This is a genomic window from Rhodocaloribacter litoris (assembly GCF_011682235.2).
GTDB lineage: Bacteria > Bacteroidota > Rhodothermia > Rhodothermales > ISCAR-4553 > Rhodocaloribacter > Rhodocaloribacter litoris.
The window spans coordinates 3,972,136-3,989,055 of record NZ_CP076718.1; the positions used below are offsets into that span (position 1 = coordinate 3,972,136).

Below are 16,920 nucleotides of genomic sequence, written 5' to 3' on the forward strand. Positions count from 1 at the left end.
GGTCATGGTTTTTCGCACCCTGTTCCGGCTCGCGGGCTTCTGGCTTGGCGGGCTTCTTCTCTTGGTGGCGGCCCCCCATGTCCGGGCCCAGGCGACAGTCGACGTGGCGGCCCTGAAGTCGCTTCAGTGGCGGCCCATCGGCCCGGCGAACATGGGCGGGCGCGTCACGGACATCGCCGGCATCCCCGGCGACCCCAACACCTTCTATGTGGCGGGAGCCGACGGCGGCCTGTTCAAGACGACGAACGCCGGCACCACCTTCGAAGCCCTTTTCACGGATGAACGGGCCTATTCCGTCGGTGCCGTGGCCGTGGCGCCGTCCAACCCCGAGGTCGTCTGGCTGGGCACCGGGGAAGGGGATCCGCGCAACAGCGTCGGCTACGGATGGGGCGTCTACCGCTCCGTCGATGGCGGCAAGACGTGGACCCACCTGGGGCTCGAAAAGACCGAGCGTATCAAGCGCGTGCGCGTCCACCCGCACGATCCCGATGTGGCCTGGGTCTGTGCGCTGGGGCGGGCATGGGGGCCCAACCCCGAGCGGGGTGTCTTCAAGACCACCGACGGCGGCCGGACCTGGCGCCACGTCCTCGCCATCGACGAGGATACCGGCTGCTCCGACCTCGACCTGGAGTGGGCCAACCCGAACATCCTGTACGCCGGCATGTGGACTTTCCGCCGCCGTCCCTGGCGCTTCGACGACGGCGGCAAGCAGACGGCCCTCTACAGGTCCACCGACGGCGGCGAGACGTGGACGAAGGTGACGGGTAAAGGGATGCCGAAGGGGCCGATGGCCCGCATCGGCGTGGCCGTGGCCCAGAGTGCTCCCCACATCGTGTACCTGATCACCGAGACGCCCGAGGAAGGCACCCTCTTCCGTTCCGACGACCGGGGCGCCACCTGGCGCATGGTGAACGACGACCGCAACATCAACTTCCGCCCGTTCTACTACAGCGACGTCCGCGTCGACCCGACCGACCCCGACGTCGTCTACGCACTCTCGGGCGGGCTGTTCAAGTCGGTCGACGGGGGCAAGACGTTCGAGCGCATCGCCCGCGACGTGCACGGCGACCACCAGGCCCTCTGGATCGACCCGCTGAACCCGAAACGCCTCCTCAGCGGGAGCGACGGCGGCTTCCAGGTTTCGTACGACGCCGGCGCCACGTTCGACATCATCAACAACGTGGAGCTGTCCCAGTTCTACCAGATCTACGTGGACGACCGCGACCCCTACTACGTGTGCGGCGGGTTGCAGGACAACGGCACCTGGTGCGGGCCGAGCAACTCGCTCCGGGGCGAGCGCGGTATCCTCAAGCGCGACTGGTACGGCCTGGCCGGCGGCGACGGGTACTACGCCATCCCCATTCCCGGGCGCGAGCACGAGGCCTACGCCAACCTGCAGGGCGGCGTCATCTTCCATGTCGACAGCCGGGTGGGCAACGTGCGCACCATCCATCCCTATCCCGCCATCATCGGCTCCGCCGGCGACGCCATCGCCGGGCACCGCTACCGCTTCAACTGGGATTCGCCCATCCTCATCTCGCCCCACGACCCGAACACGGTCTACTTCGGTGGTAACGTGGTCTTCCGGACGACCGACGCCGGCTACACCTGGGAGGTCATCAGCCCGGACCTGACGAACGACGACAAGAGCAAGCAGCAGTCCTCGGGCGGGGAAATCTACCAGGACAACACCGCCGCCGAGTTCCACAACACGATCCTGACCATCGCCGAATCGCCCCTGCAGCAGGGCGTTCTGTGGGTGGGCACGGACGACGGCAACGTCTGGATCTCACGCGACGCCGGGGCTAACTGGACCAACGTGACCGATCGCATCGACGGCTTCCCGGCCTTCGGCTGGGTCGGCAAGATCCACGCCTCCGAGCATGAGGCCGGCACGGCCTTCGTCGCTGTGGACCAGCATCGCATGGACGACTTCCGCCCCTATGCGTTCATGACGACCGACTACGGGCGGACGTGGACGAAGATCAGCGACGGCCTGCCCGCCGACGACTACGTGAAGGTCGTGCGCCAGGACCCGCGCAACCCGAACCTGCTCTATGCCGGGATGGAGCACGGCATCTTCGCCTCGTGGGACCGGGGGCGGACCTGGCATGCGATCCGCAACAACCTGCCCCCGGTCTCCGTGCGCGACCTGCGGGTGCAGGCCCGGGAAGGTGACCTGGTGGTGGGCACGCACGGGCGCGGCGCCTGGATCCTCGACGACATCCGCCCCCTCCAGGACCTGGCCGAAGTCCGGAACAAGACCGCGCACCTGTTCCCCGTGCGGACGGCCACGCGCTGGCACCTGGACGACCGCCTGGAGAACCAGGGACAGCGCCGCTACCGGGCCCCGAATCCGGCCTACGGCGCCTACCTCAACCTGTACCTGGCCGAGACGCCGGACACGCCGGTGGAGGTGACCATCGCCGACGACCGGGGGAACGTCGTGCGCACCTTTACCGACTCGACGGCCCGGGCGGGGATTCACCGCCTCGTCTGGGACCTGACGTACGACGGCCCCACGCCGCTGAAGGGGGAGCGCGGCGGCTTCTTCGGTGGCGGGTCGCTGCGCCCGATGGCGCCACCGGGCACGTACACCGCCACGGTGAAGGTGGCCGGAACGACCCTCTCCGCCCCTGTCACCGTCCGCCCCGATCCCCGGCTGGACCTGACGCCGGAGGACTACCGGGCCCAGCTCGACGCGGTGACGGCCCTGCGCGAACTGCTCTCGGAAACCCACCGGATGCTCAACGCCACGGCTGACCTGAAGGAACAGCTTCAGGACCTGAAGACCCGGCTCGACCGGCTCGACGACGGGGCCGCCGGGGCCACCGATGCCGCCGCCCTGCCGCAACCCGCCGGTGTGCGCGACGCCATCGACGAGACGCTGGAAGCGATCGACACCTTCCGGGCCACCTTGCAGCGGCCCCCGCCGGCGATGAACTACCGGCAGCGGCCGCGCCTGCGCGAGGAGATCAGCCGGCTGATGCGGGCCATCAACGAGGCCAGCGCCCGGCCCACGACACCCCAGCTGGTTCGCCTCGAAGAACTGCGTGCCGAGACGGATCAGGCCCGTGCCGCCTTCGACCGCCTGCTCGACGAGCGCATCGCCGCGCTCAATGCCATGGTGAAGGAGGTGCCCCAGATCGTCGTGGGTGCCGGCCGCCCGTGACGACCGGCCGGGCGGCTCAGCCCAGCGGGACGAAGGCGGCCTCGCCGTCGACGCCGGCCGTTTCGGCCTCCAGGGTACCGTCCGGGGCCGGTGCTCCGAGACGGACGGGTTCGATCCGGCCCTCGAAGGCCGGGTCGTAGGGACGACGCACCCGGATGTAGTTGTCCGTGAAGCCGTGCATCCACCCGTCCCGGTTATCTCCTTCCCAGAGGACCGGCCGCACGGTGCCGATGTGCTCCCGGTAGAACGCCTGGCGCTTCTTCTCGGAGAGGAGCCGGAGCCGGCGGTTGCGCCGGGCGCGCTCGGGTTTCGGCACCGGGGTGCCGCCGGCGCGGTCGGGGTGGTCCACCGCCGCCGTGTGCGGGCGTTCCGAGTAGGTGAAGACGTGGAGGTAGGAGACGGGCAGCGCGTCCAGAAAGTGCCAGGTGTTCTCGAAGCGTTCCGCCGTCTCGGCCGGAAAACCGACGATGACGTCGACGCCAATGCAGGCGTGTGGCATCCGGTCCCTGATGCGGGCGACGCGCTCGGCGTAGAGCGCCCGCCGGTAGCGACGCCGCATCTTGCCCAGTACGAAGTCGTCCCCGCTCTGCAGGGGGATGTGGAAGTGCGGCTGAAACTTTTCCGAGGCGGCCACGAAGTCGATGATCTCGTCCGAGAGCAGGTTGGGTTCGATGGACGAGATGCGGTAGCGTTCGATGCCCTCGACGGCGTCGAGCGCCCGCAGCAGGTCGAGCAGGGTCAGGCCGTGTTCCTGCCCGTAGAGGCCGATGTTGACCCCGCTCAGGACGATCTCCTTGTAGCCCCGGGCGGCGATCTCACGGGCCTGCGCGATCGTGGGTTCGAGCGGGTGGGAGCGGCTTCGACCCCGGGCCAGCGGGATCGTGCAGAAGGAGCAGCTGTAGTCGCAGCCGTCCTGCACTTTCAGGAAGGCCCGGGTGCGCTCGCCGGACGAGTAGGCCGGTCCGAAGTCGGTTACGTCGTCGATGCAGGAGACGGCCACCTGCGTCTGTTCCCGCTTCGAGAAGTCGTCGAGGATGTCGAAGATCCGGAACTTTTCCCGGGCGCCGAGCACGGCGTCGACGCCGGGAAGGGCGGCGATCTCCCCGGGGCGGAGCTGGGCGTAGCATCCGGTCACGATGATGAAGGCGCCGGGGCTGGCACGGCGGGCGCGGCGGATGACCTGCCGGCACTTGCGCTCGGCTTCCTCCGTCACGGTGCACGTGTTGATGACCGTCACGTCCGCCGGCGATCCGAACGGCGTGACCTCGAAGTCGTGCGCCTCGAACGTGCGGGCCAGCGTGCTCGTCTCCGCGTAGTTGAGCTTGCAGCCGAGGGTGTAGAACGAAACTTTCACGGGCGGGACCGGAAGAAAGAATTCACCGGGAAGCCCCACATGAACGAATCGGGATGTCGTACGTTTCAGCCCCTGGCCCGCCCGGGTCGATCTTCCGGAAAATCCATCATCCATGCGGCCGTAGGGCCGCCAGAGGTCCGTGTTTGCTCGCGAAGGCTATCTTTTGATTCTCGCTGCCGCCGTGCTGGCGCTGGTACTGGCCCTGATCGGCCTGCAGTTCGGCACCGCCGTGCGGGTGGTGCTCGGGGGGCTGGGGGTGCTGGTCCTGGGGTTTACGCTCTATTTCTTTCGTGATCCGCAGCGGACGCCCCCTCCCGGGGCCGGGCACCTCATCCTGGCGCCGGCCGACGGCAAGGTGGTCCAGATCGTGGACGTGGAGGAGCCGCTGTACCTGAAAGGACCGGCCCGCCAGGTCTCGATCTTTCTTTCCCCGCTGGACGTGCACGTCAACCGGGTACCGGCCGACGGGGTGATCGAGTTCGTCCGCTACGTGCCGGGAGACTACCTGGTGGCGTGGCATCCCAAGGCGAGCGAGAAGAACGAGCGCTCCGAACTGGGGTTGCGGCATCGGGGCGGAACGAAGATCCTTTTCAAGCAGATCGCCGGGGCGGTGGCGCGGCGCATCGTCTTCCACGTGCAAGAGGGGGACACGGTGCAGGCCGGCGAGCGTTTCGGCATCGTCAAGTTCGGCTCGCGGATGGATGTGCTGGTGCCGCCGGGCATCCCCATCGACGTGCAGGTGGGGGACCGCGTGCGGGCCGGCGAGACGATCCTCGGCCGCCTGCCGGCCGCACCGCCCGGGGGCGCGCCGGTTGCCGCGGCCGAAGCCGGGGAGGAGGCGGCCCGCTGATGCTGCGTCTTCGCCAACCTCGCCGCGACCCCGCCCGCAAGCAGCGCCGCTTTCGCCAGCGGCTGCGGGCCTACCGGGAGAAGCGCTACGGCCGTCGCCGGCGCCAGATTCCCCGGGCCGCCGTCCCGTCCTTCTTCACCCTGATGAACCTCCTGAGCGGGTTCATCGCCATCGCACAGGTCTACGAGGGGCGGTTCGAGCACGCCTGCTGGTTCATCGTCCTGGCCGGCTTCTTCGACCTGCTCGACGGCATGGTGGCCCGCCTGTCCAACGGCACCAGCCTCTTCGGCGTCGAGCTCGACTCGCTCAGCGACGTGGTTTCCTTCGGGGTGGCGCCGGGGTTTCTCGTCTACGTCTTCGGGCTGCGCGAATTCGGCCTGCTGGGGCTGGTCGTGGCCGCACTACCGGCCGTCTGCGGGGCCGTCCGCCTGGCCCGCTTCAACACGACCTTCGACGGGGAGAAGAAGGACTATTTCATCGGGCTGCCGATCCCGGTGCAGGCCATCGTGGTGGTGACGCTCATCCTCAACGTCAACGACGCGGCCTGGTTCAACGAGTACAGCCTGAACAACCTGTCCGTCCTGATCCCGATCATCGTCGTGCTGGCCGGGTTGATGGTCTCGACGATCCGTTTCGACGCCGTGCCCAGGCCCTCGGCCTGGTACATCCGCACGCACCCGCGCAAGGCGGCCGCCTACGCCGTGGCGCTGTTGCTGGTGATCTTTCTCCAGCAGATCGGCCTGCTCCTGGTGCTGACGGCCTACCTGTTTCACGGCATCGGCCGGGCGACGTACAACCTCGTGCGGGCCATTCTGGAGACGCCGCTCGACGAGGGGGCACCCGAGCACGAGAAGGCCTGAACGCCCTCCGGCACGGCCTTGCGCGAAATCCTGGCGAAGCCGGGCAACATCGGGCCGGAATGGACTATCTTTGCACGGGCTCGCCCCGTCGCCACACGGATTCAACGCTGTAGCACGACATGTACAAGGCCAACATCCACATTACGCTTCGTCCTTCCATCCTCGACCCGCAGGGGAAAGCCACCCATCAGGCGCTGGTGCAACTCGGCTTTCAGGAGGTGGAACAGGTTCGCATCGGCAAATATATTGAACTGTGGGTGGAAGCGACGGACGCGGCCGAGGCGGAACGGGTGGCCCGGCAGGCGTGTGAGAAGCTGCTGGCGAATCCGGTGATGGAGGACTTCACCATCTCGCTGGAGCCGGTGGCTTCCGGGGCGGCCGGATAAGGCCGCGATCCGGATCGTGGAAAACGGCGCCGGGCTTCCCGGACGTCGTTCGTTGCCGGATTCAGGGGGAACGTAGAACGATGCAGGGCAGCAACGTGGATCTTTTCTCGATGCTTCGCTCCGGGGGAAACCCACGGCTTTTGGCCACGCCCGCCCCGGCCGAACCCGACGTGGCGGTGGCGGAGGAAGAGGAGACGGAGGAGCATCTGGACACACCGTGGCGGGTGATCCTCTACAACGACGACGTGCACACCTTCGAGGAGGTGATCCTGCAACTGGTGAAAGCCACCGGCTACAGCATGGCCCGGGCCGAGGAACTGGTCTGGAAAGTGCATACGGAAGGGAAGGCGGCCGTCTTCGAGGGCAGCTTTGAGGAGTGCTTCCGGGTGCAGGCCGTGCTCAACGAGATCGCCCTCGTCACCGAACTGGAAGGGTGATTGCTGCGGCCGTCGCCCGGTTGGACGGCGCCGGTCTTCGGGGATCCCGGTTCCCTCTTGCGGAAACGGGCACGCTTCCCCCCTCCACACCTCATCGCCGGGCCGTTTCGGGCGGCGGGGGCTGTACGACGAGCGTGCCGGTGGGCGAGTGGCCGTTGACGGACGGCTCGTACATCATCTCGCCCCGAACGGGGGGGTGGACGAACGTGCCGGGGGTGGTGGCGCGGGCCACATAGGTGTAGGTGTGCTCGCCGCGCTGGAGGTAGTCGGCGAAGAGGAGGACGCGGTCGTCGTGGATCTCGGCGTGGTTGAACGAGCCCCACCAGCGTTCTGTGCCGGTGTTCCGGATCGCGGTGCGATCGGTCGTTTCGAAGGCGGCGTTGAGGGCTTCGAGCCCGGCCGGGAGGGCATCGTCCACCACCACGTAGTGCCGGTCGGCGGGGCTGGTCAGGCGCAGGGTGACGCGCACGAGGTCCCCGGCCTGGAGCGTGATGCGTTCTTCCCCGCTGGTCATCGGGCGGCCTACGGGGCGGCCCTGGCGGTCGAGGCGCTGGATCGTTCGGGCCAGGCGAAGGCCGTTATCCCGGGCCGGCAGCGGGACGTCCCGGTAGGTTTCGAGCATGAGGGAATAGTAGAGCCGCCCCGTGCCGATCTTTTTGATTTCGACGGGGGCGGGGTTGCCGGGCGGCAGTTCGTCGAGCCCCATCTCGGCCGAGGCGACCTTGAAGGAGCGTCCTTCGAACATCTCGCGGATCAGGGGCTGGCCGGCCACCCGTGCCTCGGCGATGAAGTCGGGCCGGTTTTTTTCGAAGGAGGCGAAGTAGGTGGCCAGGGCCTCGACGACGGCGGCGTTGTCCTGTGTGGTGGCCCAGTGGCCGGGCCCGCGCCGGTTCATCAGGTAGCGGATCATGCGCTCGGCAAGCTGCCGTGTGTCTTCGGAGGGGTCGGCCTCGATGAGGGCCGTCATGCCGTAGGCCGTGGCCCGTGCGTCGGAGGCGAAGATCCATCGCCAGGCCGGATCCTGGGGGACGGAGAAGTAGGCCTGGCCGCCTTCGAGGCGGATGCGGCTCTTGATGCGGTCGAGGAGGCGGGGGCGGAGCTGGCTCAGCACGCGGCTGTTGGCCCGCACGACGGTGCGCAGCAGGAGGCTCTGGCCTTCGACGCTCGAGCGGGGATCGCGCAGCAGCGTCTCGGCCAGCGTGTAGGTTTCGTCTTCGAGGAAGCGGTCGTGGCGGGCGAGGGTGTAGAGCATGAAGGCCCGCACGTCGTTCCACACGACCGGGTCGTAGTAGGCCGGGCGGTCGCTCCGGTTGCGGACCTGCCGTTCGAGCGCGGCAACGGCGGCGGCGGTCAGGTCGCGGGGTACGTCGAAGCCGGCGCTTCGGGCCTCGGCCAGGGCAAGCACCACGTAGGCGCTCACGTACGGCGCCGGGTGGGCCCCGCCCGGCCACAGGCTGAACCCCTCGCCGGTCCAGTAGTCGTTCAGCAGCGAGAGCCATTTCCGGATCTCCGAGGCCCGGTTGCCGTCGAGGGCGTTGAGGTCGAAGGCGGTGAGCAGGTTGTCGGCCAGCAGGAGGGGGCGGATGCGCGAGGTGCGCTGTTCGAGGCAGCCGTACGGGTATTCGAACAGGAAGCGGGAGGCGCCGTCGAGGCCGACGAGGGCCGTGCCGGAGAGCCGGACGGTGAACCGGCCGAGGCCGGGGAGCATGTTGGAGGGGAGGCGCACGGCTTCCCGGGCTTCGCCCTCGGTGGAGGTGAAGGTGGCCGTGGTTTCCCGGGTCAGCGGGAGGCGCACGGGCAGGGGCCACCGAAGGGCGTCGCGCTCGCGTCCCATCACGGCTTCGAAGGTGAGCTGGGCCGTGCCGACCTGCTCGACGGCCCAGGTGAAGCGAACCTCTTTCGTCTCCCCGGCGGCCAGGGGAAGCTGGTGGGTGGCCGGTCCGGTGAGCGTCAGCCCGCTGGCCCGGGCGCTTACGGTGACGGTGCCGTCCTCGTCCGTCCGGTTCGAGACGAGCACGCCGGCCTCGAACGTGTCGCCCCGGCGGGCGAAGCGGGGCAGCGCCGGCTGGAGCACGAGCGGCTGGGAGACGAGCACGTCCCGCGTGCCGGCGCCGAAGCGGTTGCCCTCGGCGACGGCGGTCGCCATCAGGCGGAAGGTGGTCAGGCTCTGGGGCAGGGTGAAGGTGACCTCGGCGCGGCCGTTGCGGTCGGTGCGAAGCGCGGGTGCCCAGTGGGCCAGGGGGCGGAAGTCCTGCCGGAGCATGTAGTCGGCCTCGCCGCCGCCGCCGCCCATGTCTTCCGCCTTCTGGCCATAGCTGCGTTGTCGCACGAGGTGGGCGCGGGTTTCGGTCGTGATCACCTTGAGGGGGCGGGGGCCGTAGAAGGCCTCGAACGGGTCGGGCAGGCGGTAGCCGATGAGGTTGAGCACACCGGCGTCGACGGCGGCAAAGGTGACTTCGGCCGGCACCCCGCGCCCGGCGGCATCCCGGACCCGGATCGTGACGGTGACCTCCTCGCCCGGCCGGAAGTCGGCTGCCTCGGGTTCGAGTTCGACGGCCAGGCGGCGCACACCGGGATCCACGCGGATACCGGCATAGCCGATCTTGAAACCGGGTGCCCCGACGTCGGCGGCGGCCGACGGGGCGGCGGTGCGGCCCTGGAGCAGGATCACGCTCACGTACACGTTCGGCAGGTGTGCCTCGGTGAGCGGCACGCTGATCTGGGGAGCACTTCCCACGAGCGTCTCCACCCGGCTCGACAGGATGCCGTCCCGCTCGACGGTGATGAGGGCCGTGGCCGATTCATAGGGCGACTGAACCAGGAACCGGGCCGTCTCGCCCGGGCGGTAGACGGGGCGCTCCGGGATGAGCTCAATACGGTCGTCGTCGGTGCGGGCCCAGGCGACGTACCCCGCGCCGGTGGCATAGAAATAGGCTTCGGAGCGGATGGGGTTGCCGCGCATGTCCGTGCCGGTGGCGCGGATGACGTAGCTGCCTCCCTGCTGGATGGGGATGTGGAGCCGCCGGGCCCGGCCCGCCTCGGTGTCCAGGCGTTGCCGGCCGTGGGACTCCTCGGTGCGCTCGGTACGCCAGCGCAGCCGCCCGTCGAAGCCCACCTCGCGCACGCTGTGCCACTGCTGCCGGATCACCTCCACGGTGAGCCCTCGGGCCGCCACGGGACGCCCCGCCGGGTCGACCGTCGCCACGTCCACCGTGATTTCACGGGTGCGGGACAGGTCGAGAAACGTGGTGGCGGGCTTGAGGCCGATGTAGAAAAGGCCGGGGTGCAGCGGCACGACGGTGCGGGCGGAGAGCTCCTGCCGGGCCGGATCCGTAACGGTGGCTTCGAAGACGAGGTCGGCGCCGGTGCCCGACGCCCGGCCGGGCAGCGGCAGTCGGACGTGCAGCCGGCCCTCCTCGTCGAGAAGGGTATCGCCCCGGGCCAGGATCTCGTGCGGGTTGTCTTCGCCCGGCACGCCGAAACGGTAGCCCGGCAGGCCGGGCGGGGTGTAGGTTCCCGGGGTGCGGGTGAGGGTGTAACGGACCGGCTGGCCGCCCATCGCGGCGCCGAAGAGGTAGCGGCCCGCGATGCGTCCTTCGAAGAAGTCGCCCGCCACGTAGGCCGGTGCGGCCGCCCGGGCATCGACGCTGAAGGTGGCCGTGCGGAAGGCGTCGACGCGGAAGTGGCCCCGTGCGATGTCGCTGCGCTCGGAAGGCGATGGCACATCGCCAAAGGGGCGGCCGGCGGCGCTGGTGTCGCTGGCGTAGGCCACACGGACGGTGTAGGCGCCAAGGGCCGCACCGGTGGGGACGGTCCAGGAGAGGTCGAACGTGCCGAGGGCGCCGGGCTGCAGGCGGCGGTCGAGCAACCGCTCGTCTCGCGGGCTCTCGATGAAGAGACGGATGCTGTCGGTGACCGGCTTCCAGTCGCCGTCGGTGCGGGTGCGCAAAATGCCCTTGAGGTGGACCGTCTCGCCGGTCCGGTAGAGCCCCCGGTCCGAGAAGATGCTGCCGGCGTCGGTGCGTTCCTCGGGCCACCAGGCGTAGTCGACGTCGAAGCGGTAGGGCTCAAGGCCGTCGCCGGCGACGCTGGTCGTGAAGGCCACGTCGGAGCCGTGTTCGACGATCACGTACTGGACGGGGCTTTCATACGGGCTGGGTTTGCGCAGGCCGAGGCGGGCCCAGCCGGGGGTGATGACCTGCCCCTGGGCATCGGTGGTGCCTTCCCAGACGATCCGGTTCGCGGCATTGCGGATCGTGACGCGGGCCCCCGGCACCGGCCGGGCCGTGGCCAGTTCGGTGACGAAGATCAGGTTCTGGAACGGGCTGAACTTGGCCGTCACGCCAAGCCGGGTGACCTGGGCCAGGGCGCGGAACGAACGGGCCTCGCCCCGCGCGTGCCCGCCAGCCGACCGCGGCATCTGGAGGTGGACGGCCACGATCCCGGTGCTGTCCCCCCCCGCAGGGGCGGCGATGAGGTGGGGAGACAGCGGCAGCGGTACCACGGTGGGGCGGCTACGGGCGGCGGGAAAGGCGATCCGCTCGGTGGCCGGCACCGCCGGCGGCGCTTCCATGCCCGCGGGCAGGTCCCCGTAGTAGTGCAGCGGGTCGTAGACCCGGAGGTGTGGCACGATCTCGTCGGGCGCGAGCCGGCGCATCCCGACGCGGGCCTCGCCGATGCCCGTGACGCGGACGGGCAGGGCGGGCCGCTCGCTCGCCTCGATGAGGAGCAGGCCTTCCGGCATGCGAAGCGACGGTGCGTAGGCCCGGGTCCGGAAGGTCGCCTCGGCGTGCTCCAGCGTCTGGCCGAAAGTGTCGGTGAGCCCTTCGATGCGCAGCCGGTAGCGGGTCTCCGGCGCCCACATGGGCGGAAGCGGGTGGACCGTGCTGACCCGGTCGTCCTGGGCTTCGATGCCCGGCGGCCATTCGACGGCCGGGGTGATGGTGAGCGCCCGGCGCAGATCCCCGAACCGGACAGGGTTGGAGAACGTGAGGGTGAGGCCCCGGGCGGGGTCGAAAGCCTCGTCCCGCTCCTGCCCCGTCACGCTGACTTCGCGCAGTTCGAGCGGGCCATAGGTGGAGAAGCGCAGGCGCGTCGTCTCGGCCATCCCGAGCGGGCCGGCGGCCGAGGGGAGGCCGGCCGCCAGCACGACCTCGTAGGCCGTGGCGGGTTCGAGCGGGGCCTCCGGCACGAGCACGAGCGTCGTGCTGTCTTCGCCGGCGTGGAGCGTCACGGGCACCGGGCGCCGGGGAGATTGCCGTTCCAGCCGTACGAACTCCGCCGCGCGCGCCACATCGACGGGCTGGTTGAAGGTCAGTCGCAGGGGCCGGGCCGGGTCGACGTGCCGGGCCCCGTCGGCGGGCACGGACGCGTTCAGCCGGGGACGGGGCGTCTCGAAGGTCCAGGTGAAAGACGGGTCGAGTACCTCGCCGTCGAGGGCCTGCAGCCCGGCAGCCACGACGACCCGGAAGGCGGTGGCCGCCGGCAGCGGCACCGCCGGCTCGAAGACGAGCGTCTGCGTGCCGGACCACCGGAGCGTGCCGGGAACGGCGGGCTCCAGCACCAGCGCTTCCGGCGGCACCTCGGGAGCTGCCCCGAGCGGCACCATCGGACGGCTGAACGTCACGGCGACGACCGTCTCGTCGCTCAGCGCCGCCATCGTTCCGTAGGGCGTGGCACTCAGCGGGCGAAGCGGGCCGTCCAGCTCCGGAATGAAGGCCGCCTGGCCCGGGGCCGTCTCCAGCGGAATACTCTCGGCGGCAAACACGACCGGGTACGGCGGAGGCCGTTGCTCCGGACCACAGCCGGCCACCTGCAACACCATACCCAGAAGCAGGAGCACGAACGGCAGGCCGTGCAGGCCACGGGTGCGTGAGGCGATGTGAGGCTGAGGGGTCACGGCATTGGCCATGGATAACGAGAACGCAGGCCTCCGGGGCTGGCCGGCATCGTCCCGGATACAGGGGGCGCCTTCCGGTTCCGGAGACCGAAAAAACACCGGTTGCTCCGCCTGCACCGCGAAGACGTTCGTATGGAGACGCAGACCGTATCCGGGTGGACCGGTCAGGTCCGCGAAGGTTTCGTGACGTTTCCAGAACGAAAAATAAAAGAGTCCGGCACCCACTGCAGGCCGGACCCTCAAAATTAATGAGAACAAAGCTTATCGGTTGGCCACGGGCGCCTCGGTGCGGGGGGGTAGAACCTGAAGATAACGATAAATCGCTTCCACTTCCTCATCGTACAGATGCGAAAAGTGGGGCCAGGGCATCCAGTGGGGATCGAGGGTGCGCCCGTCCGGCGTGACGCCGCCACGCAGGGCCGTGGCGAACTGTACCAGGGTCCAGTCCCGGACTACGCCGAGGTCGGGGCCGTACGGCCCGGCGGGGTCCGGGTGGGGGGCGCCATGGAGGTCGGCCCCGTGGCAGGCGATGCACAGCGTTCGGGTGCGGTACTGCCCGTAGGCGGTGGTGGGGCCCATCGGCGGCGCCGTCGCCGGGCGCCCGGCGGGGGAGGTCATGAGCTCGGGCATCGTGAGCGGGTTGAAGGTGGCCACCATCCGGCCGACGAGGCCCAGTTCCGTCGCCGGCAGTTCGTTGTCGACGGGGGGGAGGGTTTTCAGATAGGCGATCATCGCGCCGAGTTCATCGTCGGCGAGGTGGGTGTACAGGTCGGCCGGCATGATCAGCAGGCCCCGGCCCTGCGGGTTCACCCCGTGGCGCAGGGCCCGCTCCCAGTCGGCATCGCGGTAGCCGGTGCCGATGCCGCCGCGCCCGGCGGTCAGGTTTGCAGCCACGATCCGGGCAAACGGCATCCCGTCGACCAGCACCTTGCCGCCCAGGTCGGGACCGTGGCATTCCGCGCAGGCGTGGGTTCGGACGAGATGGGCACCCCGGGCCCGTGTCGCCGAATCGGCGCGTACGGGAAGGGGGCTTTCGGCGAAGGTGTACGTTCGGTTGAATTTCATCCCACCCGCAACGTAGGCGAAAGCCCCGAAGAGCAGCAGCAGGCCTGCCAGGCCGCCGAGAACGATGCCGGTCCATTTCAAAACGCGCATGGGTGCCTCCCGGGGAAGGTTTCTGGAGGGTTGACGGGTCCGCTGGCCTACGGAGCACGTGCGGGGTGAAAGGATCGGCACAGCGGACGAACGGGACCGGCATGGAACAGACAGGATGCCGGATGAGGTGCCGGGTCCGGGAGGCAGGCCGTCGGACCCTCCGAAGGTAAGGCTACCTGCGAACGATGTCAACGCGGGGAACCGCGACGGGAATCAAACGGGAGATGCGCTTGAAAAGGTTCTGTTTTTTCTTATCATAACGTCACGATGTCGCATGGTGCAAAACATCGGGCAAGCCGGATGCCCCGGGGCACCCGGCCGTACAGCTTTCCACCCCGACCTGAGAGGCGTGATATGAACCGCATCCCCGCCCTGCCGATCTGCTGCCCGCTCCTGGTTCTGTTCGTCCTGGCCGCCTGCGGTGGCCGGCAGGAGCCTGCGGAGACCCCCGAGACCCCGGCAACCACCATGGAGACGGCCATGCCGGCGCCGCCGGACACCACGGGCGCCGCCGTGTGGGCCTACCTCCAGGAAGTCGGATACCGGGACAACTGGGCACGATGGCCCGGAAAGGGCGAACTCTATGCCGGGCAGGAACCGCACGGTATGCTGCTGACGACCTACCTGAACCCCGCCGCCCGGGAAGCCCTGACGGCCCGGGCCGGCACCATGCCGCCCGGCGCCATCATCGTGAAGGAGAACTACATGCCGGACAGCACGCTGGCCGCCGTCACGGTGATGTACAAGGTGGCGGGCTACAATCCCGCACACAACGACTGGTTCTTCTCGAAGCACCTGCCGGACGGGACGCTCGACCGCTCGCCGGAGGGCATGGCCCTGGAGGGCCGTGTGCCGGGTTGCCAGAACTGCCACGGAGGCCGTAAGGCCAACGACTACATCTTCACCGGGGCACTGCGTTGAGCCGCAGGGGCCGGCCGGGGCGGTCAGATCACCTTGCGCTTCCACCGGCCCTGCCGGAAGGCCAGCACGCCGAGGACGGCCAGGATCGCCTGGGCGATGGCAATGGCGGCGAAGACCCCGTTCGGCCCCATCTCCAGGGGACGTGCCAGGAGGTAAGCCAGCGGGATCTGGATCAGCCAGAAGCACACCAGGTTGATCCAGGTGGGGGTGTCGGTGTCCCCGGCCCCGTTGAAAGCCTGAACGACGACCATCCCGAACGCCCAGAACACGTAGCTGTAGCTCACGATCCGGAGGCAGGCCGTGCCGTACGGAATCACCGCCGGGTCCGTCGTGAACAGCATGACGAGGGGCGTGGCGACGAACTGGATCGCCAGGGCCACCAGCCCGAGGAACGCCGTGTTCACGAAGGCGGTGATCCAGACGGCCCGTGCGGCGCGCTCGGGTTTTTTCGCCCCCAGGTTCTGGCCCACCAGCGTGGCCGCCGCGTTGCCCAGGCCCCACGACGGCAACAGGGCGAAGATGATGACCCGCACGGCGATGGTATAGCCGGCCACAGCGGCACTTCCGAAGGTGGCGATGATGCGGATCACCCCGAGCCAGCTGGCCGTTCCGATCAGGTATTGCAGGATGCCGGTGCCCGAGACGCGCAGCAGCCGCCGGATCACCCCCGGATCCGGCCGCAGATGATGCCGCCGGATCCGGATCCGGCTTCGCCCGCGCAGCAGCGCATGGCACTGGTAGCCCACCCCGATGCCGCGCCCGACGGCCGTGGCCACCGCCGCCCCGGTGACGCCCAGCTCGGGGAACGGCCCCCAGCCGAAGATGAAGAGCGGGTCCAGTACGATGTTGAGCACGTTGGCGAGCCAGAGCGCCCGCATCGCCAGGGCGGCGTCGCCGGCGCCCCGGAAGATGGCGTTGATCAGGAAGAGAAACAGGATCGTCGTATTGGTGCCGAGCAGCACGGCAGTGTAGCCGGTCCCGGCCGCCACGACATGTTCCGTGGCGCCCATGAGCCGGAGCAACTCCGGGGCATAGCCGATGCCGAGGGCCGCTACCGGAAGCGAGAACACCAGGCTGACGGCCAGGGCCTGTACGGCGGCGGCCGCCGCCCCTTCCGGGTCCCTTTCCCCGATGCGGCGGGCCACCATCGCGGCCGCCGCCATGCTCAGCCCGATGCCGACGGCGAAGACGAGGATCACCAGCGAGGCCGCCAGGCCCACCGCGGCCACCGCGTCCGCCCCGAGGCGCCCCACGAAAAAGATGTCGGCCACCTCGAAGACGGCCTGCATGAACATTTCGAGAACCATCGGGACGGACAGGAGCAGGATGGCCCGCCCCAGGCTGCCCTCGGTGAAATCGTAGGGGACCCCGCGAATGGACGCCCGCAGGTCCGCCCACAGCGAGCGGTTCGACGAGACGGAGGAAGACATGGGAACACGATCTGGGTGATGAGGCCGGGCAAACTAAGCCCGACCCGGCGACAGGAGTGTGTCATCCGGACCGCGAACCGGAACCGGGCAGGGGAAGAAGCCCCGGGCCGGGAACGGTCGATCATGCCGGGGGATAGGCCGGAAACGAACGGCGGCACGGCGGAGCGCATGCGACCGCCGGTTCGGGAACGGAACCTGCCCGGGCGGCCGCGTAACACCAGCCGTTCAGCAGGCGATCTGCGGTGCTGCGGCGAGGGGCGTGACGAGGAGGTCGTGCGGGCGCATCGGTCGCTTCCTGGCGGTTGAAGGGAAACAGGGTTTGCCGGCGGACGACCGGCAGTTGAAAAGGTTGCAGAACCTCCGATTTTTTCAAACGGGCCGCCGGCGCACCGTGTGGCTGGCTGAAGCCCGGCGGGGCGATGAACGGCCGGTGTGGGCAAGCCGAAACATGAATCT

10 protein-coding genes are annotated in these 16,920 nt (G+C 69.3%); 6 read left to right on the forward strand and 4 right to left on the reverse strand.

All coding sequences use genetic code 11. From position 1 onward, the window contains the following. The first annotated feature begins 4 nt into the window (after positions 1–4). Positions 5–3,172, forward strand: a complete 3,168-nt coding sequence (locus tag GQ464_RS16495; protein ID WP_166973814.1) for a VPS10 domain-containing protein — start codon at positions 5–7, stop codon at positions 3,170–3,172. Between the two features lie 16 nt (positions 3,173–3,188). On the opposite strand, the gene mtaB is transcribed toward GQ464_RS16495, so the two are convergent. After that, a complete protein-coding gene (mtaB, locus tag GQ464_RS16500; RefSeq protein ID WP_228350377.1) occupies positions 3,189–4,526 on the reverse strand; it encodes a tRNA (N(6)-L-threonylcarbamoyladenosine(37)-C(2))-methylthiotransferase MtaB in 1,338 nt (445 codons plus the stop codon). A 139-nt stretch (positions 4,527–4,665) separates the two neighbouring features. Between mtaB and GQ464_RS16505 the strand changes: the two genes are divergently transcribed. The 4 genes from GQ464_RS16505 to GQ464_RS16520 all read left to right on the forward strand — a co-directional run bounded on the left by GQ464_RS16505 (position 4,666) and on the right by GQ464_RS16520 (position 7,059). After that, complete coding sequence (locus GQ464_RS16505; protein WP_166973820.1) at positions 4,666–5,376, forward strand: phosphatidylserine decarboxylase family protein; 711 nt, start codon at positions 4,666–4,668, stop codon at positions 5,374–5,376. Continuing rightward, positions 5,376–6,236, forward strand: coding sequence for a CDP-diacylglycerol--serine O-phosphatidyltransferase (gene pssA, locus GQ464_RS16510; RefSeq protein ID WP_166973823.1), 861 nt, complete (start codon positions 5,376–5,378; stop codon positions 6,234–6,236). The genes GQ464_RS16505 and pssA overlap by 1 nt, the downstream gene beginning before the upstream one ends. Before the next feature lie 119 nt (positions 6,237–6,355). Further along, positions 6,356–6,622, forward strand: a complete 267-nt coding sequence (gene purS, locus GQ464_RS16515) for a phosphoribosylformylglycinamidine synthase subunit PurS (protein ID WP_166973826.1) — start codon at positions 6,356–6,358, stop codon at positions 6,620–6,622. 140 nt (positions 6,623–6,762) lie between these two features. Then, a complete protein-coding gene (locus GQ464_RS16520) occupies positions 6,763–7,059 on the forward strand; it encodes an ATP-dependent Clp protease adaptor ClpS (protein ID WP_228350378.1) in 297 nt (98 codons plus the stop codon). Between the two features lie 91 nt (positions 7,060–7,150). Here GQ464_RS16520 and GQ464_RS16525 read toward each other — a convergent pair whose 3' ends face one another. Further along, entirely contained in the window at positions 7,151–12,958 is a 5,808-nt protein-coding gene (locus GQ464_RS16525) for an Ig-like domain-containing alpha-2-macroglobulin family protein (RefSeq protein ID WP_166973829.1), read from the reverse strand. 261 nt (positions 12,959–13,219) lie between these two features. Beyond that, complete coding sequence (locus GQ464_RS16530) at positions 13,220–14,113, reverse strand: c-type cytochrome (RefSeq protein WP_166973832.1); 894 nt, start codon at positions 14,111–14,113, stop codon at positions 13,220–13,222. Between the two features lie 354 nt (positions 14,114–14,467). Here GQ464_RS16530 and GQ464_RS16535 point away from each other — a divergent pair, with 354 nt between their 5' ends. Next, a complete protein-coding gene (locus GQ464_RS16535; RefSeq protein WP_228350379.1) occupies positions 14,468–15,034 on the forward strand; it encodes a cytochrome P460 family protein in 567 nt (188 codons plus the stop codon). Positions 15,035–15,057: 23 nt separating this feature from the next. Here the strand turns inward: GQ464_RS16535 and GQ464_RS16540 are convergent, their stop codons facing one another. Then, positions 15,058–16,464, reverse strand: a complete 1,407-nt coding sequence (locus tag GQ464_RS16540) for an MATE family efflux transporter (RefSeq protein WP_166973835.1) — start codon at positions 16,462–16,464, stop codon at positions 15,058–15,060. Positions 16,465–16,920 lie beyond the last annotated feature (456 nt).